Consider the following 26,587-nt stretch of genomic DNA (forward strand, 5'->3'; position numbering starts at 1 on the left):
GAGGTGACCCGTGGACGAGGAACAGTTCGACCGTTTCTATGCGGCCTCGTTCGGCCGGGTGGTCGGCGCCATCTACGCGATGTGCGGCAACATGGCCGAGGCCCAGGACTGCGTCCAGGAGGCGTTCGTCAGAGCCTGGGACCACCGCAGGAAGCTCGACACCACCAACTCCCCGGAGGCCTGGGTCCGCACCACGGCCTACCGACTGGCGGTGAGCCGCTGGCGCAAGGCCAGGCGGGCGTTCCGCCAGCCCGATCGCGCCCTCGAGCACGCCCGCGACATCGAACCCACCCCGGACCGCATCGCCCTCGAGGCCGCGCTCCGCCAACTGCCGGAGGAGCAGCGACGCGCCATCGTGCTGCATCACCTCTGCGATCTGAGCGTCGCCCAGGTGGCCGAAGAGGTCGGGGCCCCCACCGGCACCGTCAAAGCCCGTCTCTCCCGCGGCCGCGCCACCCTCGCGCGGCTCCTCGACCCCGAACCGGAGGTCCGTCATGCCTGATCGAATTCCCGAACTGGACCGGCTCGCCGCCAGTGGCAAGGAGGTTCCCATGCTGCCCGCAACCGAGATCCGTCGTCGCGGCGATCGTCGTCGCGTCACCCGCAGGATCGTGACGGGCACCGGCATCTGTGCGCTGGCGCTGACGGCGGGGTTCGGCATCGCGGCGTCGCCGCTCCTCGACGGGCTGCGTGACGACCCGAGCTGGGCCACCACGCCCGATCCCACCCCGACGCTGTCGCCGACCGACCCGGCGCCGACCCCGTCTCCCACCGAGCCGTCGCCAGCGCCGTCGCCAGCGCCGTCGCCCACGGACGTCCCGACCCCCACGCAGGCGCCCGTCCGGGACCTCAGCTGGGAGACCGTGCCAGGGGTGGAGGCGTTCTTCCCCGAGTACGTCCTCGACGCCGGCCGCGTCCACAGCGAGCGGACCGAACTCGGCGACGCGAAGGGACTCTGCGACCCCGGCACCGTCGGCATCCCCGACGCGGTGCGGGTCCGGGCGATCGCGGGCGTCGACAACACCGAACCGTTCGGCTGGGCCACGGTCCTCCAGTACCGCACCGTCGCCGAGGCGACGGAGGCCTTCGGGACGATCCGCGACGCGGCGCTCGACTGCGGCGACCAGGCCAGGGCCCGCGGCCTGCTCGACCCCCGCTTCACCGACCAGAGCGCGGCGGTTCCGTTCGACGCGGCCGCCGTCGACGCCGACCCGGTGACGATCGCCTACCTGACCGGCATGGGGCTCCTGCCCGACTCGGAGGAGGGCATCTTCGCCTCGACGGTGCTCCTGCAGGCGGGCGACCGCGTGCTGTGGCTGGCCGAGGAGGTCCAGGGCATGGACTACAACTGTGGTCCGGCCCCGGACAACGAGGCGGGTCAGTGCCCGATGCCGGCGGTGCTGGAGCAGGCCGCGCAGGATCTGCTCAGGTGACGGTCGGACGCGGGTCGTCGCCCAGTCGGCGGACGGCCCGCGTCCCCTCCACGACCACCGCGGCCAGCAGGGCCAGGTAGAGCAGCACGATCGACACCATCAGGATCCCGGTCGCCACGTCGGCGCCGTCGGGCCCGAGCAGCCTCCCCAGGGGCGCGGGCACGGCGGCGCCCTGCGTGTGGTCGGGCATCACGAGCGCCAGCACCAGCCAGGCCGCGTAGTAGGCCGCCGAGAGCCAGGTGGCGACGGGGCCGAGGAAGTGGCGCCACTGGCGCTTGCGGTAGGTCCAGGCGACGAGCCCGGCGACCACCTGCAGCGCGATCGTGGCGGGGATCCCGACGACCGCGTAGAGGAAGAAGACGCCACCGATGTCGGTGAACAGCCGGAGCCCCACGAAGGCCGCCGGGAGGGCGACGATCGCCCACCACAAGGCCTGGTAGGCGACCTCACCCGCCGGGTAGCGGGTGAAGGGGACCGGGACTGACATGCGGCGAGCCTACCGAAGCCCCGGTCCCCTTGCCGTCAGCGAGTGAGGCGACGGTGCGCCGACGACTTCGGCCGCGAGGCCTCCGGGCCGAGGCGCGCGATCTTGTTCTCCTCGTAGTCCGCGAAGTTACCCTCGAACCAGTACCAGTTCGCCGGGTCCTCGTCGGTGCCCTCCCACGCGAGGATGTGGGTGGCGACGCGGTCCAGGAACCAGCGGTCGTGCGAGATCACGACGCCGCAGCCCGGGAAATCGAGCAGCGCGTCCTCCAGCGACTGGAGCGTCTCGACGTCCAGGTCGTTGGTGGGCTCGTCGAGGAGCAGCACGTTGCCGCCCTGCTTGAGCGTCAGCGCCAGGTTCAGGCGGTTGCGCTCACCACCGGACAGGACGCCGGCGAGCTTCTGCTGGTCCGGCCCCTTGAACCCGAACGACGCCACGTAGGCGCGCGACGGCATCTCGAAGTTCGCGACCTTGATGAAGTCGAGCCCGTCGGAGACGACCTCCCAGACGTTCTTCTTGGGGTCGATGCCGGAGCGGTTCTGGTCGACGTAGCTGAACGAGACGGTCTCGCCGACCTTCATCTCGCCAGCGTCGGGCTGCTCCAGGCCGGTGATCGTCTTGAAGAGCGTGGTCTTGCCGACGCCGTTGGGGCCGATGATGCCGACGATGCCGGCGCGGGCAGCGTGAACGACAGGTTGTCGATCAGGACCCGGTCGCCGAAGCCCTTCTTGAGGTTTTTCGCCTCGAGCACGACGGAGCCGAGCCGCGGGCCGGCCGGGATGTTGATCTCGGCGAGGTCGACGGTGCGGTTACGCTCCGCCTCCGCCGCCAGCTCCTCGTAGCGGGCGAGGCGGGACTTGCTCTTCGCTTGCCGGGCCTTGGGGTTCGAGCGGACCCACTCGAGTTCCTTCTCGAGGATCTTGGCGCGCTTGGCGTCCTTCTTGCCCTCGACCTGGAGCCGTGCCCGCTTGGTCTCCAGGTAGGTGGAGTAGTTGCCCTCGTAGGGGTGGAGGCGGCCGCGGTCGATCTCACAGATCCACTCCGCGACGTTGTCGAGGAAGTAGCGGTCGTGCGTGACGGCAAGGACGGCGCCCGGGTACGACTTGAGGTGCTTCTCGAGCCAGTCGACGGACTCAGCGTCGAGGTGGTTCGTGGGCTCGTCGAGGAGCAGCAGGTCGGGCGCCTCGAGCAGCAGCTTGCAGAGCGCGACGCGACGGCGTTCGCCGCCGGACAGCACGTCGACCGGCGAGTCGCCGGGCGGGCACTGCAGCGCGTCCATCGCCTGCTCCAGCATCGAGTCGATCTCCCACGCGTTGCGGTGCTCGAGCTCGGTCTGGAGGCGGCCCATCTCGTCCATGAGCGCGTCGAAGTCGGCGTCCGGCTCGGCCATGGCCATGCCGATCTCGTCGTAACGCTTCAGCATGCCCTTCGTCTCGGCGACGGCGAGCTCGACGTTCTCCATGACGGTCTTGGTCTCGTCGAGGGGCGGCTCCTGGAGCAGGATCCCGACGGTGGCGCCCTTCTGCAGGTTGGCCTCACCATTGTTGGCGGTGTCGAGACCGGCCATCAGCTTCAGCATGGTGGACTTACCGGCCCCGTTGGGGCCGACGACGCCGATCTTGGCGCCCGGGTAGAACGACATCGTCACGTTGTCGAGGATGACCTTCTCCCCAACCGCCTTGCGGACGTTGTACATGGTGTAGATGAACTCGGCCACTAGTACCTGCTTCCTGAACGGATTGACCGCAGGCCAGTATGCCAGGTACGGCCGGGTTGACCGTCTTCGTGCGGGACGGTCAGCGGGCCAGGCGGTCGAGCAGCTCGCGGGTGCGGGCGTGGCGGGCGCTCTCCGCCTGCGCGGGAGCCACCACCAACTCGTCGGCGACGGCGGCGACCGAGGCTGCCAGTGCGCGGGCGGCCCGCCGTCCGGCCCGGCGGGAGGCGACCCCCAGCGCGAGGCGGGACGCCCCCGAGGCCAGCAGCCCCGCGACGACACCGCCGAGCGCCAGCAGCGTCGGGAGCGGGATCCGCGGGCCGTCGGCGGGGCCCACCGGCACCGTCCCGAACGGCGGCAGCCCGAAGTACCCCAGCACCGCGTTGAGGGTCAGCCAGCCGATGCCGACCAGGACGGCCGCGATCAGCAGCCACTGCAGCACGCGCACGAGGCCCCACCAGAGGGGCGCCCGCGAGGCGCCGAGGTCGGTGGCGACAAGGGCAGAGTCGAGCGCGTCGGGCAGGACACTCCGACGGGACTGCACCGCCCCACGGACGGCGTCGCGCCACGGCTCCGGCAGCGGGTCGGCCAGCTCGCGCTCGACGTCGCGCAGCGCCGCCGTCACCCTGGCCTCCGACGTGGCCGCCCGGCGCGGGAGCGAGCTGCGCACCGTCGGGGCCTCCTCGATCGCCTCGGGCTCCCTCGGGCCGGCGTCGATCCGGAGCCGACGCAGCGGGTCGGGCTTCAGCCGGCGCAGCCAGGACACCAACGGCCAGCCGGTGGCGAGAGCCCCGCGGTGCAGCACGGATCGTTCGACGGCATTGACGACCAGCCCCGCGCCGGCCGCCTCGCTGAGCGCGGCCGACAGGCGGGCGCGGCTCCGCTGCGACAGTTCGGCGGGCACGGACGGCCCCACCTCGCCGTCGAGGGAGACGGTGACTCGCGCCAGGTCGGCGGCCAGCCGGGCCGTGGTCGCCTTCTTGCCCTTGGCGATCTTCCCCAGCCGACGGCGCAGCTCGTCGATCCCCTGGCCCGTGACGGCGCTGGTCGCCAGCAGCGGCACCCCGTCGAGGCCGTCGGCGGCCAGCAGCCGGCGGATGTGGTCGAGGCAGCGCTGCAGGTCGCGGGGGCTGAGCAGGTCGGCCTGGTTGAGGACCACCGTCATGACGTCGCGGTGCCCGGCGAGCGGCCGCAGGTAGCGCTGGTGGATGGCGGCGTCGGCGTACTTCTGCGGGTCGAGGACCCAGATGAACTGGTCGACGAGGTCCACCATCCGGTCGACCTCGACACGGTGCGCGGTGGCCGTGGAGTCGTGGTCGGGCAGGTCGAGCAGCACCAGCGACTCGAACTCGCGGATCGGCGGCTCCGCCTCGTGACGGCGGGTGACGCCGAGCAGGTCCAGCAGTTCGGGGTTGGTGGCGGAGAAGCTGACCGACAGCGTCGACGACGTGGTGGGGCGCCGCGGACCGTGCTCGGCGAGCCGGGTGCCGGACAGCGCGTTGAACAGGCTGGACTTGCCCGAGCCGGTGGCCCCCGCGAGCGCGGCGACGGTCTGCTCGCCGGCCGTCAGGCGTCGGGAGGCGTGTTCGGCGACGGCGCGGGCGTCGGCCTCCACCGTCGGGTCGAGGCGCCCGGCGGCCAGGTCGAGGGCGTCGTCGAGCAGGGTGAGCTTGGCGGCGAGGGACTTCACGGGGTGAGCTCCGGTGCGGTGAGATCGTCGAAGGCGGTGCGGGCGGCGGCGCGCAGCTGGGCCGCGGCGGCCTCGAGCCGGTCGACGGCACCCGGCTCGCCGGCGAAGGAGTCGAGCACCTGGACGTGACGAGCCAGGTCGACGGCGAGAGCCGCCTCGACCCGGTCCTGGAGGTCGCGGTGGGCCTGCTCGGCGAGCTTGCGCACCGCGCCCTCCCCGAAGACGGCCTCCAGCAGGCGCTGCGCGAGCAGCGAGGTGCCGCCGGCGATGCCGACCTCGGCGCCGGTGAGCCCGCCCGTGGAGGCGAACACGACGATGATGAGGGCCGCGCCGGCCAGGTTCGTGCCGATGGCGAGCAGGCGCGCCTTCAGGCGACGGCCGCGGCTCTGCTCGTCGACGAGGTTCAGGACATCGGTCTGCCAGGCCCGGATCGCGGCGGCCGCCGTCTCTCCGAAGCCCTCCCCGGCGCGGCCGAGGCTGGGTTCGGCTGCGAGCAGGTCACGGCCCCACCGGGTCTGCGCCCATGCCGCCGCCGTCGCCTCCGCGGCCCCCTCCCCCGCATCCTGCAGCACCGCCGCCAGGGAGTCGGAGACGGCCACCTCCATCGCCTCCAGCTTCGGCTCGCCGCGGAACCAGCCGACGAGGCGGTCCCGCAGAGCACCGATGCGCTCCTCGACGCCGCGCATGAAGTCGCCGGTGCCGACGATGTCCTGCCAGCGGCTCAGGATCTCGCCACGGAGCATGGAGCCGTCGCCGGTGGCCTGCGCCACCCGGGCCGCGGCATCGCGGTAGGAACGCTCCGCGTCTGCCCGCATGGCAGCCAGCGCGTCCTGCTGCCGCTCGACGCCGGCGCGCAGCTCGTTGACCTGCCCCTCGATGGAGCGGACCGAGCCGGCGAGAGTCTGCAGCGCCACCTGGGCGCGGGCGTCGGACTGGGAGGCGAGGCGCCCCAGCCACTGGCGGATGCTGGACACGTCGACCAGCGGGATCATCTGGTCGGGGCCGAGCGTCCGCTCGGGGACGGCGAACAGGTGGGCGGCGGCGAGGCCCCGGTCGGAGAGCATCTCCCCCAGGTGCCCGGCGACCTCGGCCATCGCGCCGATCGGGCAGCGGTTGAGGATGACGCTGACGACAGTGTTGCGCTCGGCCGCGGCCAGCAGGTGATCCCAGGGGACGGCGTCGGCGTAGCGGGCGGCCGACGTCACGAACAGCCACAGGTCGGCGGCCTTGAGGAGCTGGTCGGCGAGCGCACGGTTGGCGTGGTCGACCGAGTCGATGTCGGGCGCATCGACCAGCGCGAGCCCCGGCGGCAGGTCGGGGAACTCGACGATCTGCATGGCGCGGGAGTCGTGGAGTTGCGTGTCGCTGCGGATGAGGCCGGGTAGCACCTTGTCGGAGCGGAACCAGGCGACGTCGTCGGGGTGGCAGATGAGCACCGGGGATTTGGTGGTGGGGCGCAGCACGCCGGGCCGCGTCACCTCGGCCCGCAGCAGCGAGTTGACCAGCGTCGACTTGCCGGCGCCCGTGGAGCCGCCGACGACGGCCAGAAGCGGCGCGTCGATGGTGGTGGCGCGCGGCAGGAGGTAGTCACGCACCTGGTTGCTCAGCGAGGAGGCGAGGCTGCGCAGCGACTGGGCGTCCTCGAGTGGGAGCGGGAACTGCGCGTCGGGGAGGGCGTCGGCAAGCGTCGTGAACGCATCGACGAGCCGTTGCCTGCCGCTCATCGCGGCGGCGGCCAGTTGCCGCCGACGCCGGCCGGGCCGGGTGCGGTCGGCGGCGGGTAGGTCTGGGTGAGCGGGCCGGGGGCGGCGCCGTCAGGGGTGGCGGGGACGGCGCGGCGGCGACGGCGCGGTGGCAGCAGCCGCTCGCCGCGGTAGTCGGTCAGCGCCACCGCACGCAGCGACTCGATCTCGTGGATCAGGTCGAGGGCGCGGGCGTCGCCCCCTCGGCCACGACCCCGCGGACCATCTGGTTGCGGAGATAGGCCAGCTCGGTCGCGCGTCGGAGGAGGCGCGTGGTGCGCCACCACGTCTTCGGCCCGCGGAAGATCGCGAACCAGATCAGCTTCACGCGGCGCAGCGGGCCGCCGAACACCTCGACGTCACGGGCGGTGAGCCAGCCAGAACGCTGGTAGTCGGTGAGCCGGGCGCGGATCAGCTGCCCGTTGGCCACGACGCTGATGATGAGCGAGACGACGATGACGCCGACCAGCCCCAGGGCGAGGTACCAGGGAAGCATGAGGGCGGAGGTCGGACGCGTGGAGGCGAGGCCGTTGAACAGCATGTGCCCGGCGCACGCCAGCATGAACCCACCCAGCGGGGCCATGACGCGCACGATCTTGCTGCGGTGGCCCAGCCCGATCGCGAGGCCTGCGGCGGTCATGATCGTGAACAGCGGGTGCCCGAACGACGTGTAGACGCCGCGCAGCAGGACCAGCTCGATCATCGTGCCTTCAGGGTCGGCGATGGTGATGTCGTTGGTGGCCTGCATCCAGACGCGGGCGTAGTAGATGATGTTCTCGGTGAACGCGAAGCCGATCGCCGACAGGCCTGCGAGCGCGACGATGCTCAGCCGCGACACGATCTTGTTGCGCCACAGGACCACCAGCAGGATCAGGATGGTGGCCTTCGCGAACTCCTCCACGAACGGGGCGGAGAAGACGGCGGCGCGGCTGCCCGAGTCGGAGTTGGCCTGCGTGGTGGCCATCATCTGGCCGACCCAGGTGTTCGCATAGATCGAGAACCACGTCGAGGCAGCCGCGCCCCAGCCGAAGGTCAGCAGCCACACCAGCGGCTGGGATCCCCGGAAGCGGTCGAGCCAGATGAACAGCGCGCTGTAGGCGAGCGCCGTCCACATCGCGTAGAAGGCAGCCTTGCCGAACGCCTCGTTGCTGATGCCGAGCGTCTGGGATCCGTCCTCGAAGATCTCCGCCGGGTGCAGCAACCAGTACTGGTCGTGCAGCGCCAGCGCATAGGCGGGGAGCAGGATCAGCGCCAACCAGAACAGGGGGCTGCCGCGCAGCCGCCGTCCCCAGCCGGTGAAGTTCACGAGGAGGGACACTGCCAACGCGCCGCCGATCAGCAGCGCCCACACCCACCACAGGTGGCGGACCTGGGCCCCCCACGTGGTGAGCCCGAGGGCGCCTCCGACGAGGGCCTGCGGGATCACGAAGGCGAGCCAGAACGAGACGGTGGCATACCAGGGCGCGACGGCGCCGGGTTGCCCCTGGGCAGCCCATCCAGCCACCGCTGCCGGTCGGCGATCATCGCGTCACTCATGATGGCCACCAGAGTAGCGGGCCCCCGGTCGCCGGGCACGGGGCCCGGATACGCTGCGGACATGGACAGCTTCTTCGCGTCGATGACCCCCTGGCCCCGCAACGACGGCTCCCTGCACGTCTACGCCCTGCCGGACGAGGCTCTGCGCGACCGGCTCGAGACCGTCTCCGTCCTGCTCGACGACGTCGCGGGCCTACCGCGCATGCCGTTGTCGTGGCTGCACTTCACTGTCAGCAGGCTGGCCCAGTTCGACGACATCGGCCAGGCCGGGCTGACGGCGCTGTGCGATGCGCTGACCCGCGAGCTGGCCGGGCTCTCCCCCGTCGCCGTCGAGCTGGGAGCGCCTGCGCCCGGGCCGGTGGGCGTCACCGTCGAGGCACCAGCCTCTCCGGGGTGGGACGCACTGGTCGCCGCGGTCCGCCGGGCGGCAGCGGCGGTCTCCGACGATCCCCTGCCACCGGCCCCGCACGGCCCGCACGTGTCGCTCGCCTACGCGACGGCGCCGGTCGACGATGCGGTGGTCGTGGAGCGGCTGGCCGGCGCGACACCCGTCAGCGGGTTCACGATCACCGGGCTCCACCTCGTGTCCGTGACGGTGCGTCCGGAGCTGGGCACGTTCGACTGGACAGAGCTGGCCTCCTGGGACCTGCCCGTCGGCTGATACCAGGCCTACCCTCATCGGCTGCCAGGGCCGACTGCACCGCGGCTCACACCGTCGGCGAGAAACCCGCGCGGAAGACCTCGTAGTCGGCCTCCGCGCGGTCGGCGTAGCCGAGGCACCATTCGAGGAGGTGGCTCGTGATGCGCGGTCCTTTGCCCGCGTAGCCGGTGATCTCACGGCCCCGGCCGGACTGCGCGTGGGCCCTGGCGAGCACGATGGCGCAGGCCTCGGCGTAGCGGGCGAACGGCTTGTCGTCGAGGGTCTCCATGTCGATGGAACCCTTCATGTCGTGGAACTGGCGGACGTAGTAGCCGAACTGGCCCCCGGCGCCGACCAGGTGGCCGAGGAACGGGTCGGAGTAGGCCTGCAGGATGCGCTGGAGGCCGACGACCCGGGCTCCCTCGCCCGCGCCGTCGACGAGGTGACAGACCAGGTCGGGCTGCTCGATGCCGCCGTACTGTTCCAGCACGCTGCGGCCGGCCTCCTTGACCTGGAGGATCAGCGTGTTGCCGTCGGGGTCGCCGAGCAGTGCGATGTGGCAGCGGGTGCCGACACTGCCGACGCCGACCGCGCGCCGCGCGACGCCGAGCACGACGTGGTGGCGCAGCAGCATACGCACGTCGATGTTCGCCGAGGCCAGGTACCCCTCCAGTGCGCTGGCGATGACGGCTTCGACGTCCGCGTCGGCGCGCACCATGGCGGGCGGCGCCTCCCGGAACCGGCGGGTGCCGTCGGCCGCGACCTCGGTGAGCCGTCGGGCGGCGCGGGCGCCGGTCCGCTTCTGGGCGTCGGCCAGCGCCGCGTCGAGCGCCCTGCGGGAGCGGCGGTCCAGCGTGGTGGCCCGGACGGCGGGATCGAAGTGCGTGAAGTAGCGGGTGACCGGGTCGAGATCGGCGATGGCGCGGGTGGCCTGAAGGTAGGCGCCCACGGCCGCCGTCGCCGCGTCGATGATGATGTCCCGGTCGCGGCCGTTCGCTCTGCCCGCGATGACGATGCTGGTGACCAGGCGTTTCAGATCCCACTCCCAGGGCGCCCAGGCCGCCTCGTCGAAGTCGTTGAGGTCGAACAGGAGGGTGCGCTGCGGGGAGGCGTAGAAGCCGAAGTTGCTGACGTGCGCGTCGCCGCAGGCCGCGACGAGGATGCCGCTGTGTGCCTCCTGCGCGAGGTCCGCCGCCATGATGGCGGCCGTGCCGCGGTAGAAGGTGAAGGCGCTCGCCGACATCCGTTCCCGCCGCAGCGGGACGAGGTCCTGCAGCCGACTCGCGTTCTGCTCCTCGAGGATCGCGTTCGGGTCGCGTTCACCGTCGTGGAGCCTGGCAAGGGCGCTGCGTGGCGTCTCGGCGCGGCGGGATCGCCCGGCCTCCGCGGAGTCGACCGCTGTCGGTTCGGCTGGCTTCTTCATGGCACTGTCCCTTGTTCGCCTGGTCTCCGGGCCCGATGGGCGCCCCCGGCAGGACTCGAACCTGCAACCGACGGATTAGAAGGCCGTTGCGCTATCCGTTGCGCCACGGGGGCCGACGGCACATTGTAGCCGTTGGCTCCCCCGGCGGCGCACGCCTAGATTAAGGACCATGATGGACAACCTGGTGTGGATCGACTGTGAAATGACCGGACTCGATCTGGTGAACGACGCGCTGATCGAGGTGGCGGTCCTGGTGACCGACGGCGAGCTCAACGTGCTGGGCGAAGGGGTCGATGTCCTCATCAAGCCGACCGACGAGCAGCTCGCCTTCATGGGTGACTTCGTCCGTGAGATGCACACCAAGTCTGGCCTGCTGGATGAGCTGGCCTCCGGCACCACGATGGAGGCGGCGACGAAGCTCGCCCTCGACTACATCCGCGAGTACGTGCCGATCGCCCGCAAGGCGCCCCTGGCGGGCAACACGATCGGCACCGACCGCTCGTTCCTGGCCCGCGACATGCCCGAGCTCGAGCAGTGGGTGCACTACCGCAACGTGGACGTGTCGTCGATCAAGGAGCTGGCCCGCCGCTGGTTCCCGAAGATCCAGTACCAGGCGCCGGCCAAGGGCGGCAACCACCGGGCGCTGGCCGACATCCAGGAGTCGATCGAGGAGCTGCGCTACTACCGGGAGGCCATGTTCGTCGCACCTCCCGGCCCGGCGACGGCGGACCTCAAGCTGATCGCGGCGAAGCACCGCGGCTCGCTGACGGGCCTGCCGGAGGCTCCGGTCCCCGCCAAGTAGCGGACCCGGGGCGATCTACGCCCCCGATTTCGCACCCCACGACGACCTGCGCTATTGTTTCCTCCGTCGCTCAGCCTTGCTGGGCACATGGTGGGTATAGCTCAGCTGGTAGAGCACCTGGTTGTGGTCCAGGGGGTCGCGGGTTCAAGTCCCGTTACTCACCCCAAACGGGTCAGGTGTGAACTTGCGACCAAGGGTCCGCCCTTGGTCGCGGTTCCCACCTGGCCCATTTTCTTCGCTTCGGCGGCCCAGCTCAGGGCGTCGGCATGGAGGCCAGGGATGCTCAGCCCGTCGTACGGGTTGCGGTAGCCGACGCGCACGCCGACCGGTGGCAGGACGTAGTGACCATCTGGCTCAAGTCGCGTGTCCCACGCTGATCGGCAACGGAGCGACCACCCTCGGCACCCATCTCATTCGGCCACGCCCGGAGAAACCCAACTCAAGCCGTACCTCCGCCGGTATCATCGTGGGTGTTGGCCCGCCTGGGCCACAGAGCGAGGGAGGACCAACGTGGCTGAGCCGTGGCTGTCCGCAGACGACATCGCCGCCCACCTCGGGGTCACCAAAGACACCGTCTACACCTGGATCGCCGAGAAGGCCATGCCCGCCCACAAGGTCGGACGCCTCTGGAAGTTTCAAGCCAGCGAGATCGACGACTGGGTGCGACGAGGTGGGGCGGCCGCCGACTCCGAACCCTCCCCGCCGGGGTGAGCGCGTCGCTCACTTCGGGCCGCCGCTGACACTTTGTCGGTGGCACCCCATATCCTGATCCACTGCCCAAAATCGGAAGGAGGCACCTCGTGACAGAAGCTACGACAGACGCAACGTTGACGCTTGCGACGCTGCGTGCGGGCCAGCGCCTCCGTGGCTTGGTGCCGGGGCAGACGGTCACCCTGATTGCCATCGATCCCATCGACGCCGAGCTGTTCGAGGTCTTCTACCGTGACGACTCCGGTCGCAGCGGCGCTCGTGCGATCACCGACGCCGACGCGGCACGGTTCGAAGTCGCGGGCGACTTCGACTCTGCTCCCGCCTACGATGCCGACCCTGACGAGTTCCGACTCGCAGCCGAGGCGCTGCGGATCAAGTACGCGGCGCTGTATGACCCGATGGTCGCGGTCAACAGCTCGGACGTTGACCCGCTACCGCACCAGATTCGCGCCGTCTACGAGGAACTGCTGCCGCGTATCCCGCTGCGCTTCCTGCTGGCCGATGATCCCGGCGCAGGCAAGACGATCATGGCCGGCCTGTACCTGAAGGAACTGATCCTGCGTTCGGACTGCGAGCGGGCAATCGTCGTCGCTCCCGGCGGTCTGGTTGAGCAGTGGCGCGAGGAACTCGGCCAGAAGTTCGACCTGCGCTTTGAGGTCTTCAGTCGCCAGATGGTCGACGACGCTCAGGGCCACAATGTCCTCGCGGAGCATCCGTTCCTGATCGCGCGTATGGACCAGCTCTCCCGCAGCGAAGACCTGATCGAGCAACTCGGTGAGGTCACCTGGGATGTCGTGGTCGTTGACGAAGCGCATCGCATGTCCGCCCACTACTCGTCCTGGGCTGGTGAGGTCGATGAGACGAAGCGCTTCAAGCTCGGACGCCTGCTGGCTGAGACCGCGCACAACTTCCTGCTGATGACCGCGACCCCGCACGCTGGCAAGGAAGAGGACTTCCAGCTGTTCATGTCACTGCTGGATCGCGACCGCTTCGAGGGACAGTACCGCCAAGGCGTGCACCGCACCGACACCCACGGCCTGATGCGCCGCATGGTCAAGGAAGACCTGCTCACCTTCGAGGGCAAGCCACTGTTCCCCGAGCGCAAGGCGTACACCGTCGAGTACGAGCTGAGCCCGGCCGAGCGCGACCTCTACGAACTGGTCACCGACTACGTCCGCACCGAGATGGGCAGGGCCGAGCGGATCGCCCAGGCCGGCGACAAGAAGCGTGGCAACAACGTCGGCTTCGCGCTCACCGTGCTGCAACGCCGCCTGGCCTCCAGCCCCGAAGCGATCCTACGGTCCCTGGAACGACGCCAACAGCGCCTCGACTCGCGGCTGCGTGACATGCAACGCGCCACCGAAACCGCACGCCTCACCGGCGCAAGCATCGCCGTGCCGGTGGACGACGCCGAGCTCCCAGCGTTCTCGATCGAGGACTTCGAGGACTTCGAGGACTTCGACGAAGAGACCACCGACGACGAGCGCGCCCAGTTCGAGGCGCAGGCCGACCAGGTCGTCGATCTCGCCACCGCGGCGCAGACCATCCCTGAGCTGCGGGCTGAGATCGCGATCCTTGAAGACCTCATCAAGGCAGCCCGCCGGGTCCGGCTCACCGATGACGACAAGAAGTGGGTGCAGCTGCGCACCATCCTCGACGAGCAACTCCTCACTCACGACGGCTCGGGCGAGGCCCGCAAGATCATCATCTTCACCGAGCACCGCGACACCCTCGACTACCTGCAAGCCAAGATCACGGCGCAGTTCGGCCGCGCGGACTCGGTCATCACGATCCACGGCGGCACCCGCCGCGAGGACCGGAAGACCGCCCGCGAGCGCTTCACCCACAACCCCGACACCGTGGTTCTCCTGGCCACGGACGCGGCCGGTGAAGGCCTGAACCTTCAACGTGCGCACCTGATGGTGAACTACGACCTGCCCTGGAACCCGAACCGCATCGAGCAGCGCTTCGGCCGCATCCACCGCATCGGCCAGCGCGAGGTCTGCCACCTGTGGAACATGGTCGCCAGAGACACCCGCGAGGGCGACGTGTTCACCCGGCTGCTGGCGAAGATCGACCAGATGTCGATCGCCTACAACGGCAACCTCTTCAACGTACTCGGCGACGCCGACGCCTTCCAAGAGCGCTCGCTGCGTGACCTGCTGATCGAGGCGATCCGCTACGGCGACCAGCCCCAGGTCAAGGCCAAGCTCGACCGCATCATCGACGCCGGTGTCTCTCACGGCCTCGACGAGATGCTCGCGGAACGCGCCCTCCACCCCGAGATGTTCTCCGCACTCAACCTCGACGAAGTTCGGGCACGTATGGAGAAGGCCCGTGAACGCCGACTCCAGCCCGGTTACATCGCCGCCTTCTTCCTCCCCGCGCTCACACGGCTCGGCGGGCGTATCCGTAAGCGGGAGAAGGGGCGCTACGAGATCACCCGCGTTCCGGCCCGCGTGATCGACGCTGCGCGTCGCCTCAACCGATGGGCGCCCGTCGCCGAGCAGTACGAGCGCATCACCTTCGAACTCTCACGGATGCACCCCGACGGTCTCGCCGATGCCTCCCTGATTGCACCAGGCCATCCGTTGCTGCATGTCGTGATCGAGGCGACCATTGACGACCTCGGCCCCACTCTCAAGCAAGGCACGGTGCTGGTCGATCGGCGCACCAAGCAGACCGATGCGCCGATGCTGATGTTCAGCGTCGAGCAGCGCATCGAGAATACAGCTGCCGATGCCGACACGGTCTCTCATCACTTCGACTACCCGCTCCTCGAACAAGACGGCACCGTCACCGTGTCCGCAGCACCCCCGTACCTCGACTACGACCGCCCCGACTCGACCGAGACCGAAGCCATCGCTGACATCACGGGCAGCGACTGGGCGCGACAGAACCACGAGAAGCTCGTGCGCGCCTGGGCCTACCGTGAAGGGCTCCAGCCCCGCATGGACGAGATCAAGACCCGACTCGACATCGAGACCGCGCGCACCCGAACGCAGGTGAAGGATCGCCTGCTGGCCGAGATCAACCACTGGGATCGCGAACACAACCGCCTCGAAGCCCTCGAACGAGCAGGCACCGTCGGTCGGCTCCGCGCCGAGACCGCACTCGTTCGCGCTCGGCAGCTCGATGAGCGCCTGAGCCACCGCCTCGAACAGCTCGACGAGGCCACCAACCTTGTCGCCGTGCCCGCCGTCATCCGCGGCGCTGCGCTGATCCTCCCCAGTGCGCTTCTTGTGACCGATGCTGAGCCTGAAGCGCAGACCTTTGCCCGCCAGACCGAGGAAGTCGAGCGGCGAGCGGTCGAATCCGTGCTCGCCGCCGAGCGAGCACTCGGACGCGAACCCGTCGAGATGCCGCGCAACAACCCCGGCTACGACATCCAGTCCACCGACCAAAGCGGCTTCGTCCACTACATCGAGGTCAAGGGCCGCATCGAAGGCTCCGACACCTTCACCATCACCACCAACGAGATCACCTTCGCCCAGACCCAAGGCGACCGGCACCGGCTCGCCCTGGTCGAGGTCTCGACCAGTGGTGCCGCCAACGACCAGTTGCGCTACGTGAGCGACGCCTTCACCCACCTGGAGCCATCCGCGACCACCCGCTCCTACAACGAGGTCTGGCGCGACTACTGGGAACGCGGTGGGCCACCGCGATGACCCACCCCACCGACAGCAACCAGCCCGACGCCGGTGAGCGCGGCAAAGGCGGCCTTGCTGGTGATCCGGGCTGGGTTGTCACCGGTGGTGATCAGGAGTTGCGCAGCGGTGACGACTCCGACGCCTTTGGCGGCGAGCAACGCCGGCGCGGCGTGTGCCACGAGGTCGCGGAGGTGGTTGGTGAGGTCGTCGATCTCCTCGCTGAGGTGGTGATGCCGGCGGGCGAGGGACCGCAACGAGACCGCGGTCGCATGCTCGACACCGTGACTGGGGTGGTTGGGGCGAGAACGCCGGATCGTGTTGAGCAGGGCCTTCTCGCCGAGCTGGTGCAGCCTCTCCCGCTGCTCGACGGGTGCGGAGACCAGGATCATCGCGATTTGCCGGAGTACGTTCGCGCGTGCCTTGACCGCCGAGTCGCGGGCCAGGTGAAGGACCCGGATCGACTCGATGGGGCCGTCACTGCTCTTGGGGGTCGGCAACGCTTCGCCGGCCATAACGACGCGTGCAGCAGTGATCGCATCGAGCGGGTCGGACTTGCCGTGGAGGCGACGCTCGGCACGGTTCGGACGGATCACCTCACGAACCTCGACCCCGGCGGCGACCGCGTGACGGGTCAGGCCGGCACCGTAGGAGTTCGTGCCCTCGATACCGAACCGGACCACCGCCCCGAAATCGCTGATGAACGCGAGGATAGCGCGATACCCGGCCAGGGTCGCTGGGAACTGCCGGTCGCCCAGCAACGCTCCGGTCCCGGCATCGAGCACGGCCACGTGATGGGTCTGGGAGTGTGTGTCTGCCCCGGCGACAACGAGACGCTGGCTTGTCATGATGGATGACGCCCTTCCACTTCGAGACGGATCGGCAACGCCGACCGGGCAGGCAGACAAGACGTTGACGGGGCCTCTAGGCCAGGCTCCTATGAAGTCATGACTGCTCGGTCGGTGCACCTTCGAACGCCCCGTCCCGGAGTGGACAGATCAGGGTAAGGCACCCGCAGCGCGGACCAGTCAGAGGCAGAGTCACACCCCGGACGGAGCCCTACCATCATCAACGTCAGATGGTGTGTGTAAGGGGTGTGGCACCACACCCTGAAGGAGACACGCTGTGACGATTGACGCCATGCCGAAGATGAGCGCCGAGGAGCGCGCGGAGCGTCGTAGGAAGCAGGCCGAGCTGGCCGAGGAACTCAAGAGCACCGGGGCTTTGGATGAGGTGTTCGCCCGGATCGATGCCGGCGAGCCTCTCACCGGGGAGGGCGGGGTGCTGGGTGGGATGCTCAAGGCCGCCCTCGAGCGAGGCCTGGAGGCCGAGCTGGCCGAGCACGTGGGCTGTGAGAAGGGCGCCCCGGACGCCGCCGATCACCCCAACTCGCGTAACGGCTACTACGCCAAGACGGTGACCAGCGAGGTCGGGGACATCGAACTCGCGATCCCGCGCGACCGGGCCGGGACGTTCACGCCGATGCTGGTGGGCAAGGGCCAGCGCCGCCTGGACGGCGTCGACGGGATGATCATCTCGCTCTATGCCGGCGGCATGACGCTGCGCGACATCTCCCACCACCTCGCTTCGACCGTCGGGGTGGATGTCAGTCACGAGACGATCAGCAAGGTCGTGGACTCAATCGCTGAAGAGGTCCTGGCCTGGCAGCGCCGCCCGCTGGAATCGCTCTACCCGGTGATCTACCTCGACGCGATCGTGGTCAAGGTCAAGGACGGGTCCCACGTGGTCAACAAGGCCGCTCACATCGCCATCGGTGTGGATATGGACGGCATCCGCCACGTGTTGGGCATCTGGGTCCAGACCCACGAGGGCGCCAAGTTCTGGGCCCAGGTGTGCGCCGACCTGTCCAACCGCGGGGTGCGCGACGTGCTCATCGTGTGCTGCGACGGCCTCACCGGGTTTCCCGAGGCGATCGAGGCGACCTGGCCGCTGGCCACCGTCCAGACCTGCGTGGTGCACCTGATCCGGGCGGCGATGCGGTTCGTGTCCTACACCGACCGCAAGGCCGTGGCGGCGGCGCTGAAGCCGATCTACACCGCCCCGGGCGAGGACGCCGCGCTGGAGGCCCTCGAGGCGTTCGAGGCCGGCCCGTGGGGCACGAAGTACCCCGCCGCGGCGCGCTCGTTCCGGGCGGCGTGGGACCGGTTCATCCCGTTCCTGGCTTTCCCGCCCGAGCTGCGCCGGGTGATCTACACGACGAACGCGATCGAGTCGCTGAACTACCAGCTGCGCAAGGTCACCAAGAACCGCGGCCACTTCCCCAACGACGCCGCCGTGGTCAAGCTGCTGTGGCTGGCGATCTGCAACATCGAGGACAAGCGAGCCCGAGACCGCGAAAAGGAACGCGGCCTGCCGGCCAATGAGCGGCGAGCCTCCGGACGACTCATCGAGGGCTCGGTGACCACGAACTGGAAGGCCGCCCTGGGACAACTCGCACTCGTCTACCCCGAACGCATCGAACCCTACCTGTAACCCCCGTCACACCCCTTACACACAGAGGTTGACAGGCTCGGTCACGGTTCCAGCCCGTGACCTCGACCACCTGGTCCAGGATCTGTGACTTGCCCTTCTTCGGTGCCGCCGCATACGCAGCCGCGTACTTCTTCGTGACCTCAAACCTGGCTGCCATCGACAGCTGCTCCTCAACCTCCACACCCCATCGTGGCCGCCCACACGTTCCCGGGGGAAACTACGTGAGGTACGGCCCCTACGTTCGCGGGGACTCCACATGAGTGTCGTCGCGCTATTGCGGAGTACATCGAAGTGTTCTACAATCGTCAACGGTTGCACTCGGGACTGGGCTACAAAACGCCTCTCGAGATCGCCCAAGAGCACCAGCAGAACCTCTCAAACGCCGCGTAAGACAGCAAAGTGCCGCTGTCCGAAAGGGCCCCACCAGATCAACCAACTCTCCGAGAGATCCAGGACAGTTCAATGAGGCGCTCCCATCCGTCGCGCGCTACCGCCTGGGTAGCCGGCTACCTGGTGTTCGTCCTGGCGCCTCTCTTCGCTCTGCTCATAGGGACCGTCGGGCCGGCCCGGGACTTCTGGACCGAGTTCTCCGCCGCAATCGGCTATGCCGGGCTCGCGATGATGGGACTGCAGTTCGGTCTCACTGCCCGGTTCCGGCGAGTGACCGAGCCGTGGGGCGAAGACGTTCTCTATCACCTGCACCGCCAGCTCTCGTTGGTCGCCGTCGCCCTGGTTATCGCCCATCCGGTCATCCTGTTCATCGTCCGGCCAAACCTGATCGGACTCCTCACCTTCGTCGACGCGCCCTGGCGCGCGCGCTTCGCCGTGCTGTCCGTGGTGTCACTCCTAGTGCTCGTGATGACGTCGCTGTGGCGGGCGCGTCTGCGGATGCGCTACGAGACGTGGCACCATCTGCATGTCGTCCTGGCCGTCGCCGCGGTGGTCACCGGCCTGGCGCACATGGTGAGCTGGGGCTTCTACCTAGCCGATCCGTGGAAGAGGGCGCTGTGGATCTCTCTGACGGTGTTCTGGATCGGACTGCTCGCCTATGTGCGCATCGTCAGGCCGCTGTTCATGCTCCGCAGGCCCTACACGGTCACACAGGTGCGTGCTGAACGCGGCGACACCACGACGCTCGTGATGGAGCCCGACGGGCACGACGGCTTCCACTTCGAGCCCGGTCAGTTCGGCTGGCTCACCGTCTGGGGCGGTCCCTTCCGCATCACGGGTCACCCGTTCTCCTTCTCCGGCAGCGCTGAGGCCGGCGAGGGATCGGTCGAGATGTCGATCCGCAGGCTAGGGGACTTCACCGCTACGGTTGGGACGATTCCGGTCGGCAAGCGAGTCTACGTGGACGGACCCTATGGGGCGTTCACGATCGGAAACCCGGCCGACATGCACATCCTCATCGCTGGCGGTGTCGGCATCACACCGATGATGAGTATCATCCGGACCCTGGCCGACCGACACGACAACCGGCCTGTCATCCTGCTGTACGGGGCTACAGACTGGGAGTCGATCACGTTCCGCGAGGAACTCGACAAGATCGCCGGCCGGCTGGCGCTGACCACCGTCTACGTGCTCACCGATCCGCCCGCCGACTGGACCGGCGAGCGAGGCTTCATCACCGCTGACATCCTGCGGCGCCACGTCCCGCCGCCATACGACGAGCACGAGTACTTCATCTGCGGACCACCCCCGATGATGGACTCGATGGAGACCACCCTCAGCACACTGGGCGTACCGATGTCCAAGTACCACTCCGAGCGATACAACTTCGCCTGAAGGAGGCCTGAATGCGCCGTACACTCGCCGATCGGCTCGCTATCGCCACCGGCATCCTCATCGTTCTGATGTCCGCCATGTTCGCCCTCGCGCGCATGGCAGCCTGACGCTCAACCAACGGAGGTAGTGGTTCGGTCCGGCACAGCGTCGTCTGGCGGGTGTTGCTGGACGTTGGTGATGTCCCGATCGGTAAGCCCTGGACCATGTCGCTGACCGCGACCCGGGACCGCTGCACGGATAAGTGACATCTGATCTGTGGCGCTGAGGGTGCCGCTGGAAGGATGTGCACTGTGCCGAAGCGGGGAGACCCTCGGAGTCGTGCGCGATGAGCTCGTGGTGACCGGCGCAGGGCGTGAGTCGCGGCTGCGTGACGCGCTGGCGACGGTGGCGGACCGGTATGACCTGGTGCTCATCGACTGCCCGCCCTCGCTGGACCAGCTGACGAGTAGCTCAGCATCTGCGAACTGGCCAGCAAGGTCGCCACCGCCCACCACCCAAATATCTTTTCCCTGCGCAGCTAGTGGCGTGTCGGTAATGTCACTTTACGGTTGCGTGGGACAATCGAGGCATGGCGAACAGGACAGCCCCAGCATTGGAGTTACGCGACGGCGATCGGAGCGAGTTGGAGCGCCTGACCCGGGCGGCCACGGTGATGGCCTCCACGGCACAGCGGGCACGGATCGTGTTGCTGGCCGCTGACGGGGTCGGGAACCAGGTGATCGCGGACACGGTGGGGGTGTCGCGGCCGACGGTGAATCTGTGGCGGGACCGCTACGTCGAGCGGGGTGTGCGGGGTTTGGCTGATGAGCGCCGCCCGGCCTGACTTCCACAACTGGGCCCAGATTTAGTGCCCCGCCAAGGAGCCCCAAATGAGCCAGGGCAGCTCGCACCTGGATCAGGACGAGCAGCATAGGCCTTCCGTCGACCACTGCGCCGCTGGTGGAGCCCTGCCGCTGGCTCCGGTTCCGTGCCTCGGCGGACGGACGGTTGTCCGCAGGGCCACTTCGGGGCTGAGAGGGCCCTCTGAAGGTCAGGCGTACCGACCGACAGGGGGAGAGACACCTGGCTCATGGGGCGCCGCCGCGGCGCCAAGAGCGTCGGAGAGGTCCACCCACCTACCTTGCTGAGCACGCTCTGCCCCACTCTGCCCTGCGATTTAGTGCCCCGGTTCTCAACGGGAATCTCTCTTGACTTGGGCATCTGTTCGCCGCCGCGGCGTCCCACGGAGGGTGTTGTGGAAGTCAGGCCCGGGGCGACCCCGCCGGGTCGACCGGGTTGCGATCCTCGCCGCGACTCTGGACCCGCCTCCGGCCAGCCTGGGGGTGACGCACTGGTCGTCTCGGCTGCTGGCGCCGCGTGTGGGGGTCGACCATGCCACCGTCGCGGCGGTGTGGAAGGAGTACGGCGTCCGCCCGTGGAAGGCGGAGTCCTTCAGGTTCTCCACCGATCCGGAACTGGTGGCCAAGGTCACCGACGTGGTGGGCCTGTATCTCGCACCCCCGGACAACGCGATCGTGTTGTGCGTGGATGAGAAGTCGCAGATCCAGGCGTTGAACCGGACTCAGAAGACACTGCCGATGGCGCCGGGCCATGCGGAGCAGCGCACCCATGACTACGTGCGGCACGGCACCACCACCCTGTTCGCGGCGTTGGAGGTCGCCACCGGGAAGGTTACCGGCCTGTGTAAGGACCGGCACCGACATCAGGAGTTCCTTGGGTTCCTCAAGCATGTGGCGCGTGCCTACCCGACCCAGGAGCTGCATTTGGTGATGGACAACTACGCCACTCACAAGAAGGCCGAGGTCCGCGACTGGCTCGCCGCGAACCCACGGATCACGGTGCACTTCACCCCGACCTCCGGATCCTGGCTGAACCTGATCGAGGTCTGGTTCGGGATCATCGAACGCCAAGCCATCCGGCGCGGGACCTTCACCTCGGTCCGCGACCTCACGGGCAAGATCCGCGCCTTCATCAACGGATGGAACCGACGCAAACACCCATTCATGTGGACCAAAACCCCCGACCAGATTCTTGACCGAATCGACCGGAAACGTAAACATGTCTCAACGACAAGCCACTAGTAGGACGGCCTCTGCGTGAGCCTGCGTCACTGAACCCTGAACAAAGCGGATATCTGCGCCTTCTGGAACGGGCAGGTCGCGATGAGTGAATACCCAGACCGGCTGCTCGTAGCCCCACTCATCTTGGTTGCTCAGTAGCCACTCATACGTGGAAGCACCCATGAAGAGAGCGCCAATTCCTTTCACGAACTCTGGGTATGCCATGGGGCCTTCGAAATCGAAGTCCTGCTTGAACAGCCACTCAAGGGAATGCTCGGGGGTGGCGATGAACCCGTCGAGGCTTGAAGCAGTATAGAAGTGGGTGGTCATGGGAGCGCACCTTTCTTGCGATGTTCTGGAAATCAGGGTCAGAGTTCTGCATCATTGAGCGCAAGCCGCAAGTTATATGGATTCCTCGTCCCTTCGATGCCAGGCAAACCAGGCGACCACACAGAAGGCTGCGAGCATGACGAGGTCAGCGATGAACGCAACTGGGACAGATCGAGATATCCGCGCAACCGGGAACGCAGCCGCCGCAAATACCAACAACACAGCGCTCCAGCGGGGCGTGAGCCCGGTCCACCAATGCATTGCGCCCAAGGACAAAAGCGCGACCGGAAAGAGCGGTCCGGCCAGAATCAGCACAATAGCCACCGGGAGTGGGTAGATGTCGAAAGTAGCTAGCGAGCGAAACTCGGTGATACCGAACACACTCTCAAACACGCCTTGCAGCCCGAACGCGACGGTGCCGAACATGCCGATCAGCACCAGAAGCATCCATAGCCCCGACAGAAGGGGAAACCGGGGGCGGAGGGCGTTGTATTCCCCAATGAGTCCGTACATCCAGGGCACGGCGGCTATGGCAATGAGAAGCCCGCCGGTCACTCCATAGTGTCCGTCGATCCAGAAGAGCGGTGACAGGGCGAACAGCAAGGGTCCGATAATCAGACCAAGGCTTTCCAAACGGCGTACCACCATGCCCAAAGAGTAACACTGCCAAAGCTCTGGCGCTTAGTCGTCTGAGGATGCCTTGATGCTGAGGCCTGGTTGGGCGATGACGGTCGAAATGCGGGGGAACAGTTGGGGGGCTTGCTGCCGGATGCGGAACAGCGCTTCTCGATCGCCGATCTCAAAAGGGCTGAGACCAGTGCGCATGGTGTCCGCCTTGGCGCGGCGGTCAAGATGCTCCAGCAACGGAAGGGCTCCGTTATCGCGCCATCGCGCACCTCGCATCGCTTGCCCACATACCTCGTACAGGTCGCTGAGGCGTGAGCCGGCTGTGGGCTTCGATGAGTACTTGCAGTGCACCAGCGTGACAAGAAGATCGCCCTTGTCGACGCGGATACCAACAAGGTCGGCGGCTTCGCCAGCGCGGTCGTCGTCGATGAGGATATCGAAAGTCTGGTCTTGCGACAGGAATCGGGCCATGTACGCCTGAATAGAGTTCGCCTTGCGGTCGGTCCCTTGCGATTCCACAGTGATATCAACACCATTGCCCACCCAGTCGAGGGCTCGGAGCTGCTCGCGCGGGTATGGAGCCAGCTCGGTCCGTGGCGCGAGGAGCCGATCGTCGCCTGTCACCATCCGATCTCCCGACAGGAAGAGGGTTGGCTTGTGGTTGTTGAGCCAGGTCGAGAAGGGCGTCCTCGCGTCTCGCCAGCCGATAACCTCGGCATCATCACCCTTTGCGCTGTAGTGCAGACCGTGCGAGCCGAACTGCCCCTCGTAGGCCAACTCCCAGCCGGGAGTCATGATCGAGAAGCGGAGCGGGCCGCTGGTGCCAAAGTCGTCGATCCTGAACTCGGCATCGGTGAGGAGCACGCTTGAGTCCTTGTGGCTAAGTCTGGAGGATGTTCCGTTGCCTAGGTACAGATTCCAGGGCCACTCCATCGCCAGGACGGGGAAGCCTGGTCGTTCGCTTACGTCGGTCGGGATGATCATGGAGCGGAAGAGCGAATGAATATCGACGCTGCCGTCGTTCAGCTTCGCGCCTTGCTGTCGGCACCAGGTGCGCCACTCGGCAAGGTTCGGCGCCGTGCGCATGGACCAGAACCTTCCCGAGAGCGATGCTGCGATGGTGACGCGCTCGCCTTCCTCGAACGCTTTCGCCGCGACGTGGGTGTTGGACTTGTGCGTGCGTTCAGCCTCCGTGAGCGCTGTCTCCACGTCACTGCCGACGTGCATGGAGAAACGTTTGTCGCGATCGCGGGCATCGAGAAGGCCGATGTTGGTGGGGATGAGCCTGTCCAGCTTCGAGAAGACCTTGAAGGTGTCGTATCCGTTGAGTGGTCTCGGCTCGTGGCCGAGCACTGCCTCGACGAGGTCGTCGAGACTGTGCTTCGTGTCAGAACAGTGGATGTAGAGGATGCCTTGCGCGCGATCAAGGTACATGGCGAGGAGGGTGTAGTCAGTGGCGCGAAGCGACGGGATGTCACCCCATCGGAGGTTCGAGATGGTCTCGACCACGAACCACGCAATGGTGTTGTCTGCGTTCACGCTGATGAGGTCGTCCAGCACGGCGTCTCCATAGACTTCGCGTGCTGCGAGCGGGTCCCAGTCGATGGTGGATGTCGCGAAGGCCTTGGCGCTCATCTTGGGTTCCAAGAGGCCGACTGGCACATCCGGAGGGTTGTCAACGAACGACGCCTCGAACTCACTGACCTCGTTTGCACGTTCAGTGGCGCGTTCGGTGATGTCGCTCAGCACCTTGTCCCAGTCAGGGTCTTCACGAAGAAGGAACCGCATCGGCGAGAGCGCGTGACGTGGGTCCTGGCGCACGTAGACGCTCGCCCTGCCAATCGGGAGTGGAGAAGATGTCCTCGCGAGCCGACCGATGAGTTGCACCATCGGGCTTAGCGATCGGTGTGCGTCGTGAAATGCCCCTACCTTCAGCGTCGGTAGGTCGAATCCCTCGCCAAGCATGTCGACGCAGACAATCACACGGCTCGTCCGGTCGCGCATCGCCTTGAGCGTCTCGGCTCGGCGGCGTGCTGGCATCGAGTCGTAGATGACCTTCGGCGTGAGCTCGGGAGCGATGCGTGAGTAGAGCGCATGAACTTCATCCGCCCTCGCCTTCGACCCCACCCGTGCCAGAAGCAGATGCTCGTGGCCGGCGACCAAGTCATCTCGAAGCCGCGAGACTGCGGCGAGTGCCAATGCCTCATCGTCATCATCCAGATCGAGTACCGCAGTGAAGTCGATGGTGCTGAAGTATCCCTCCTTCTGAGCTTCCCGTAGCGGGAAGCGGAAGATGACGCGGCCGGGCAGTGTCAATCCGTCGCGACGGAACGGTGTCGCCGTGAACAGAAGCGTTGGCCGGTTCGCGAATACACGGATGATCTCTGTCCATGTTCGAGCCGGCGCATGGTGCGCCTCGTCGACGAGCAGGTGTGTGAAGCTCTCGAAGAAGGCTGCGCGCACGTCAGGCTCGTTGGCGTGGATCGCGTTGGGTGTTGCAACGACGACGTTCGCTGCCTCGACGAAAGCCCTCGCTTCGGCACCATCGGTGAACCGGCCCTCTACCCGGCCGACTCTGGGGCGCAACGCGCGGTGGTCGACGATGCCTTCGACCTGAAGGATGCCCAGGGTCTCGAACTTGCTCGCTATCTGATCGCGAAGTGCAGTGGAGGGAACGACCACCAGCCCACGTTCGGGCCGTTGTGCCACGAGCCACGCCAGCATCGTCTCTGTCTTGCCTGTGCCTGTCGGCATGACCACGATCCCGGGCTCAGACAGGCCGGACGACTGGTAACCGACGATGGAGTGAAGCGCTGCGATCTGCGGTCGTCTCAGGCTGCGGGGTAGGTCATGCGCAGTAAACCCAATGGCACCTTCGAAGGATTGGATGACCTCGCTCGCCTGAGCCGCCTCTCGACTACCGCCCCATTCGATCTGGGCGTTCGGGGAGTGATCTCCAGGGAGCCTCGCCGCGAGCAGCCCATCAGTCGGAAGATCAGCAGTGCACGTTGTAGGCCACTGTCCGAAGGGTGTCTTCACCACTTCGATGCCTGGCTCGGTCTCAAACACCTCAATGTCGTCGCACGTCGGGACCAGCAGTTGACGGACTACGTTCTTGCCCGCGACGTGCGGCGTCGCCCAGACATCCTCGGTGCGGTACTCCACGTCGAGCCTCTCTCTTCTTCGCCTATCCAAGGAACGCGACTGCCAACAAGTGCGCCGCGATCACCCCTTGGATGACCTCGGGCGTTCCCAGGTGCGATCGTGTCTTGCGCGCGGATCGTCCCCTTGAGCGAACGGACCTGCAACTCGCCCCCTCCGTCGTTGCCGAGGATCGTACGGGCGCGCTGAATGCCTTCGACCTGTGTGGAGGTTACGGCGCTGGCACGATCAGCTCCTGGCTTCCGTACCTCCCAGTCGCCGTCGCTTCGACGCTGGACTACTCGCTTGTTGGGTTCGGTCATGATCTT

Annotated in this window: 21 protein-coding genes, 2 tRNA genes and 3 pseudogenes; 13 read left to right on the forward strand and 13 right to left on the reverse strand. The window is 67.6% G+C overall.

The genetic code is table 11. The features are described 5' to 3' along the window. The first annotated feature begins 10 nt into the window (after nucleotides 1-10). Nucleotides 11-502: an RNA polymerase sigma factor gene (locus H9L22_RS08090; protein ID WP_187722299.1), complete on the forward strand. Its 492-nt coding sequence runs from the start codon at nucleotides 11-13 to the stop codon at nucleotides 500-502. Nucleotides 503-551: 49 nt separating this feature from the next. After that, nucleotides 552-1,433, forward strand: a complete 882-nt coding sequence (locus tag H9L22_RS19695; protein ID WP_187722300.1) for a hypothetical protein — start codon at nucleotides 552-554, stop codon at nucleotides 1,431-1,433. Here H9L22_RS19695 and H9L22_RS08100 read toward each other — a convergent pair. From H9L22_RS08100 to H9L22_RS08125, 6 genes and pseudogenes are all read right to left on the reverse strand, one after another. Further along, nucleotides 1,426-1,920 (reverse strand): hypothetical protein, encoded by a 495-nt coding sequence (locus H9L22_RS08100; protein WP_187722301.1) that lies wholly within the window; start codon nucleotides 1,918-1,920, stop codon nucleotides 1,426-1,428. The two genes, H9L22_RS19695 and H9L22_RS08100, sit on opposite strands and share 8 nt — an antisense overlap. Before the next feature lie 35 nt (nucleotides 1,921-1,955). Further along, nucleotides 1,956-3,634, reverse strand: a pseudogene (ettA, locus tag H9L22_RS08105) (energy-dependent translational throttle protein EttA). Nucleotides 3,635-3,713: 79 nt separating this feature from the next. Further along, the gene (locus tag H9L22_RS08110; RefSeq protein WP_187722302.1) at nucleotides 3,714-5,321 is read right to left on the reverse strand and encodes a GTPase; all 1,608 of its coding nucleotides are present in this window, start codon (nucleotides 5,319-5,321) and stop codon (nucleotides 3,714-3,716) included. Continuing rightward, a complete protein-coding gene (locus H9L22_RS08115; protein WP_187722303.1) occupies nucleotides 5,318-7,045 on the reverse strand; it encodes a P-loop NTPase family protein in 1,728 nt (575 codons plus the stop codon). The genes H9L22_RS08110 and H9L22_RS08115 overlap by 4 nt, the downstream gene beginning before the upstream one ends. Then, nucleotides 7,042-7,212 (reverse strand): hypothetical protein, encoded by a 171-nt coding sequence (locus tag H9L22_RS08120; RefSeq protein ID WP_187722304.1) that lies wholly within the window; start codon nucleotides 7,210-7,212, stop codon nucleotides 7,042-7,044. The genes H9L22_RS08115 and H9L22_RS08120 overlap by 4 nt, the downstream gene beginning before the upstream one ends. A gap of 26 nt (nucleotides 7,213-7,238) precedes the next feature. Then, nucleotides 7,239-8,567 carry a PrsW family intramembrane metalloprotease gene (locus H9L22_RS08125; RefSeq protein WP_187722305.1) on the reverse strand — a complete coding sequence of 443 codons (1,329 nt, stop codon included), beginning with the start codon at nucleotides 8,565-8,567 and terminating at the stop codon, nucleotides 7,239-7,241. 93 nt (nucleotides 8,568-8,660) lie between these two features. Between H9L22_RS08125 and H9L22_RS08130 the strand changes: the two genes are divergently transcribed. Next, complete coding sequence (locus tag H9L22_RS08130) at nucleotides 8,661-9,260, forward strand: 2'-5' RNA ligase family protein (protein ID WP_187722306.1); 600 nt, start codon at nucleotides 8,661-8,663, stop codon at nucleotides 9,258-9,260. Nucleotides 9,261-9,306: 46 nt separating this feature from the next. On the opposite strand, the gene H9L22_RS08135 is transcribed toward H9L22_RS08130, so the two are convergent. Next, on the reverse strand, nucleotides 9,307-10,662 hold the full coding sequence (locus tag H9L22_RS08135; RefSeq protein ID WP_187722307.1) for a DUF2252 domain-containing protein: 1,356 nt from the start codon (nucleotides 10,660-10,662) through the stop codon (nucleotides 9,307-9,309). Between the two features lie 40 nt (nucleotides 10,663-10,702). Further along, nucleotides 10,703-10,775, reverse strand: a tRNA-Arg gene (locus H9L22_RS08140). Nucleotides 10,776-10,831: 56 nt separating this feature from the next. Between H9L22_RS08140 and orn the strand changes: the two genes are divergently transcribed. The 4 genes from orn (at nucleotide 10,832) to H9L22_RS08160 (ending at nucleotide 15,843) form a co-directional block, all read left to right on the forward strand. Continuing rightward, the gene (gene orn, locus H9L22_RS08145) at nucleotides 10,832-11,464 is read left to right on the forward strand and encodes an oligoribonuclease (RefSeq protein ID WP_187722308.1); all 633 of its coding nucleotides are present in this window, start codon (nucleotides 10,832-10,834) and stop codon (nucleotides 11,462-11,464) included. A gap of 90 nt (nucleotides 11,465-11,554) precedes the next feature. Next, nucleotides 11,555-11,630: transfer RNA gene (locus H9L22_RS08150), tRNA-His, on the forward strand. Between the two features lie 344 nt (nucleotides 11,631-11,974). Continuing rightward, the gene (locus H9L22_RS08155) at nucleotides 11,975-12,175 is read left to right on the forward strand and encodes a helix-turn-helix domain-containing protein (RefSeq protein WP_047688041.1); all 201 of its coding nucleotides are present in this window, start codon (nucleotides 11,975-11,977) and stop codon (nucleotides 12,173-12,175) included. A gap of 89 nt (nucleotides 12,176-12,264) precedes the next feature. Continuing rightward, nucleotides 12,265-15,843, forward strand: a complete 3,579-nt coding sequence (locus H9L22_RS08160; protein ID WP_187722309.1) for a helicase-related protein — start codon at nucleotides 12,265-12,267, stop codon at nucleotides 15,841-15,843. Here H9L22_RS08160 and H9L22_RS08165 read toward each other — a convergent pair. Next, nucleotides 15,813-16,670, reverse strand: coding sequence for an IS110 family transposase (locus tag H9L22_RS08165; RefSeq protein WP_226966216.1), 858 nt, complete (start codon nucleotides 16,668-16,670; stop codon nucleotides 15,813-15,815). The genes H9L22_RS08160 and H9L22_RS08165 overlap by 31 nt on opposite strands. Before the next feature lie 301 nt (nucleotides 16,671-16,971). Between H9L22_RS08165 and H9L22_RS08170 the strand changes: the two genes are divergently transcribed. The 6 genes and pseudogenes from H9L22_RS08170 to H9L22_RS08195 all read left to right on the forward strand — a co-directional run bounded on the left by H9L22_RS08170 (nucleotide 16,972) and on the right by H9L22_RS08195 (nucleotide 22,181). Then, nucleotides 16,972-18,315 (forward strand): IS256 family transposase, encoded by a 1,344-nt coding sequence (locus tag H9L22_RS08170; RefSeq protein ID WP_406707829.1) that lies wholly within the window; start codon nucleotides 16,972-16,974, stop codon nucleotides 18,313-18,315. A gap of 249 nt (nucleotides 18,316-18,564) precedes the next feature. Next, nucleotides 18,565-18,705 (forward strand): annotated as a pseudogene (locus tag H9L22_RS08175) (IS3 family transposase); the annotation flags it as partial. A 72-nt stretch (nucleotides 18,706-18,777) separates the two neighbouring features. Continuing rightward, a complete protein-coding gene (locus H9L22_RS08180) occupies nucleotides 18,778-20,100 on the forward strand; it encodes a ferredoxin reductase family protein (RefSeq protein ID WP_077351339.1) in 1,323 nt (440 codons plus the stop codon). A 297-nt stretch (nucleotides 20,101-20,397) separates the two neighbouring features. After that, nucleotides 20,398-20,544: pseudogene (locus H9L22_RS08185) on the forward strand (ParA family protein); the annotation flags it as partial. Nucleotides 20,545-20,668: 124 nt separating this feature from the next. Then, a complete protein-coding gene (locus H9L22_RS18795; protein ID WP_226966217.1) occupies nucleotides 20,669-20,923 on the forward strand; it encodes a helix-turn-helix domain-containing protein in 255 nt (84 codons plus the stop codon). Between the two features lie 406 nt (nucleotides 20,924-21,329). Beyond that, nucleotides 21,330-22,181, forward strand: a complete 852-nt coding sequence (locus H9L22_RS08195) for an IS630 family transposase (protein ID WP_264292584.1) — start codon at nucleotides 21,330-21,332, stop codon at nucleotides 22,179-22,181. Here H9L22_RS08195 and H9L22_RS08200 read toward each other — a convergent pair. From H9L22_RS08200 to H9L22_RS08215, 4 genes are all read right to left on the reverse strand, one after another. Then, the gene (locus tag H9L22_RS08200) at nucleotides 22,164-22,490 is read right to left on the reverse strand and encodes a dihydrofolate reductase family protein (RefSeq protein WP_226966218.1); all 327 of its coding nucleotides are present in this window, start codon (nucleotides 22,488-22,490) and stop codon (nucleotides 22,164-22,166) included. The two genes, H9L22_RS08195 and H9L22_RS08200, sit on opposite strands and share 18 nt — an antisense overlap. A gap of 72 nt (nucleotides 22,491-22,562) precedes the next feature. Then, nucleotides 22,563-23,138, reverse strand: coding sequence for a hypothetical protein (locus H9L22_RS08205; protein WP_187722312.1), 576 nt, complete (start codon nucleotides 23,136-23,138; stop codon nucleotides 22,563-22,565). A 33-nt stretch (nucleotides 23,139-23,171) separates the two neighbouring features. Continuing rightward, nucleotides 23,172-26,282 carry a DEAD/DEAH box helicase gene (locus H9L22_RS08210; RefSeq protein ID WP_187722313.1) on the reverse strand — a complete coding sequence of 1,037 codons (3,111 nt, stop codon included), beginning with the start codon at nucleotides 26,280-26,282 and terminating at the stop codon, nucleotides 23,172-23,174. Beyond that, nucleotides 26,225-26,581: a DUF2188 domain-containing protein gene (locus H9L22_RS08215; protein ID WP_187722314.1), complete on the reverse strand. Its 357-nt coding sequence runs from the start codon at nucleotides 26,579-26,581 to the stop codon at nucleotides 26,225-26,227. The genes H9L22_RS08210 and H9L22_RS08215 overlap by 58 nt, the downstream gene beginning before the upstream one ends. Between the last annotated feature and the right edge of the window lie 6 nt (nucleotides 26,582-26,587).

The sequence above is a fragment of the Tessaracoccus defluvii genome (assembly GCF_014489575.1).
Taxonomy (GTDB): domain Bacteria; phylum Actinomycetota; class Actinomycetes; order Propionibacteriales; family Propionibacteriaceae; genus Arachnia; species Arachnia defluvii.

What these genes read in the sequence shown, in the direction of transcription:
- H9L22_RS08100 (WP_187722301.1), bottom strand. Translation starts at nt 1,920, where the DNA reads ATGTCAGTCCCGGTCCCCTTCACCCGCTACCCGGCGGGTGAGGTCGCC.
- H9L22_RS08165 (WP_226966216.1), bottom strand. Translation starts at nt 16,670, where the DNA reads ATGACAAGCCAGCGTCTCGTTGTCGCCGGGGCAGACACACACTCCCAG.
- H9L22_RS18795 (WP_226966217.1), top strand. Translation starts at nt 20,669, where the DNA reads ATGGCGAACAGGACAGCCCCAGCATTGGAGTTACGCGACGGCGATCGG.
- H9L22_RS08180 (WP_077351339.1), top strand. Translation starts at nt 18,778, where the DNA reads ATGAGGCGCTCCCATCCGTCGCGCGCTACCGCCTGGGTAGCCGGCTAC.
- H9L22_RS19695 (WP_187722300.1), top strand. Translation starts at nt 552, where the DNA reads ATGCTGCCCGCAACCGAGATCCGTCGTCGCGGCGATCGTCGTCGCGTC.
- H9L22_RS08115 (WP_187722303.1), bottom strand. Translation starts at nt 7,045, where the DNA reads ATGAGCGGCAGGCAACGGCTCGTCGATGCGTTCACGACGCTTGCCGAC.
- H9L22_RS08215 (WP_187722314.1), bottom strand. Translation starts at nt 26,581, where the DNA reads ATGACCGAACCCAACAAGCGAGTAGTCCAGCGTCGAAGCGACGGCGAC.
- H9L22_RS08205 (WP_187722312.1), bottom strand. Translation starts at nt 23,138, where the DNA reads ATGGTGGTACGCCGTTTGGAAAGCCTTGGTCTGATTATCGGACCCTTG.
- H9L22_RS08170 (WP_406707829.1), top strand. Translation starts at nt 16,972, where the DNA reads ATGAGCGCCGAGGAGCGCGCGGAGCGTCGTAGGAAGCAGGCCGAGCTG.
- H9L22_RS08200 (WP_226966218.1), bottom strand. Translation starts at nt 22,490, where the DNA reads ATGACCACCCACTTCTATACTGCTTCAAGCCTCGACGGGTTCATCGCC.
- orn (WP_187722308.1), top strand. Translation starts at nt 10,832, where the DNA reads ATGATGGACAACCTGGTGTGGATCGACTGTGAAATGACCGGACTCGAT.
- H9L22_RS08130 (WP_187722306.1), top strand. Translation starts at nt 8,661, where the DNA reads ATGGACAGCTTCTTCGCGTCGATGACCCCCTGGCCCCGCAACGACGGC.
- H9L22_RS08135 (WP_187722307.1), bottom strand. Translation starts at nt 10,662, where the DNA reads ATGAAGAAGCCAGCCGAACCGACAGCGGTCGACTCCGCGGAGGCCGGG.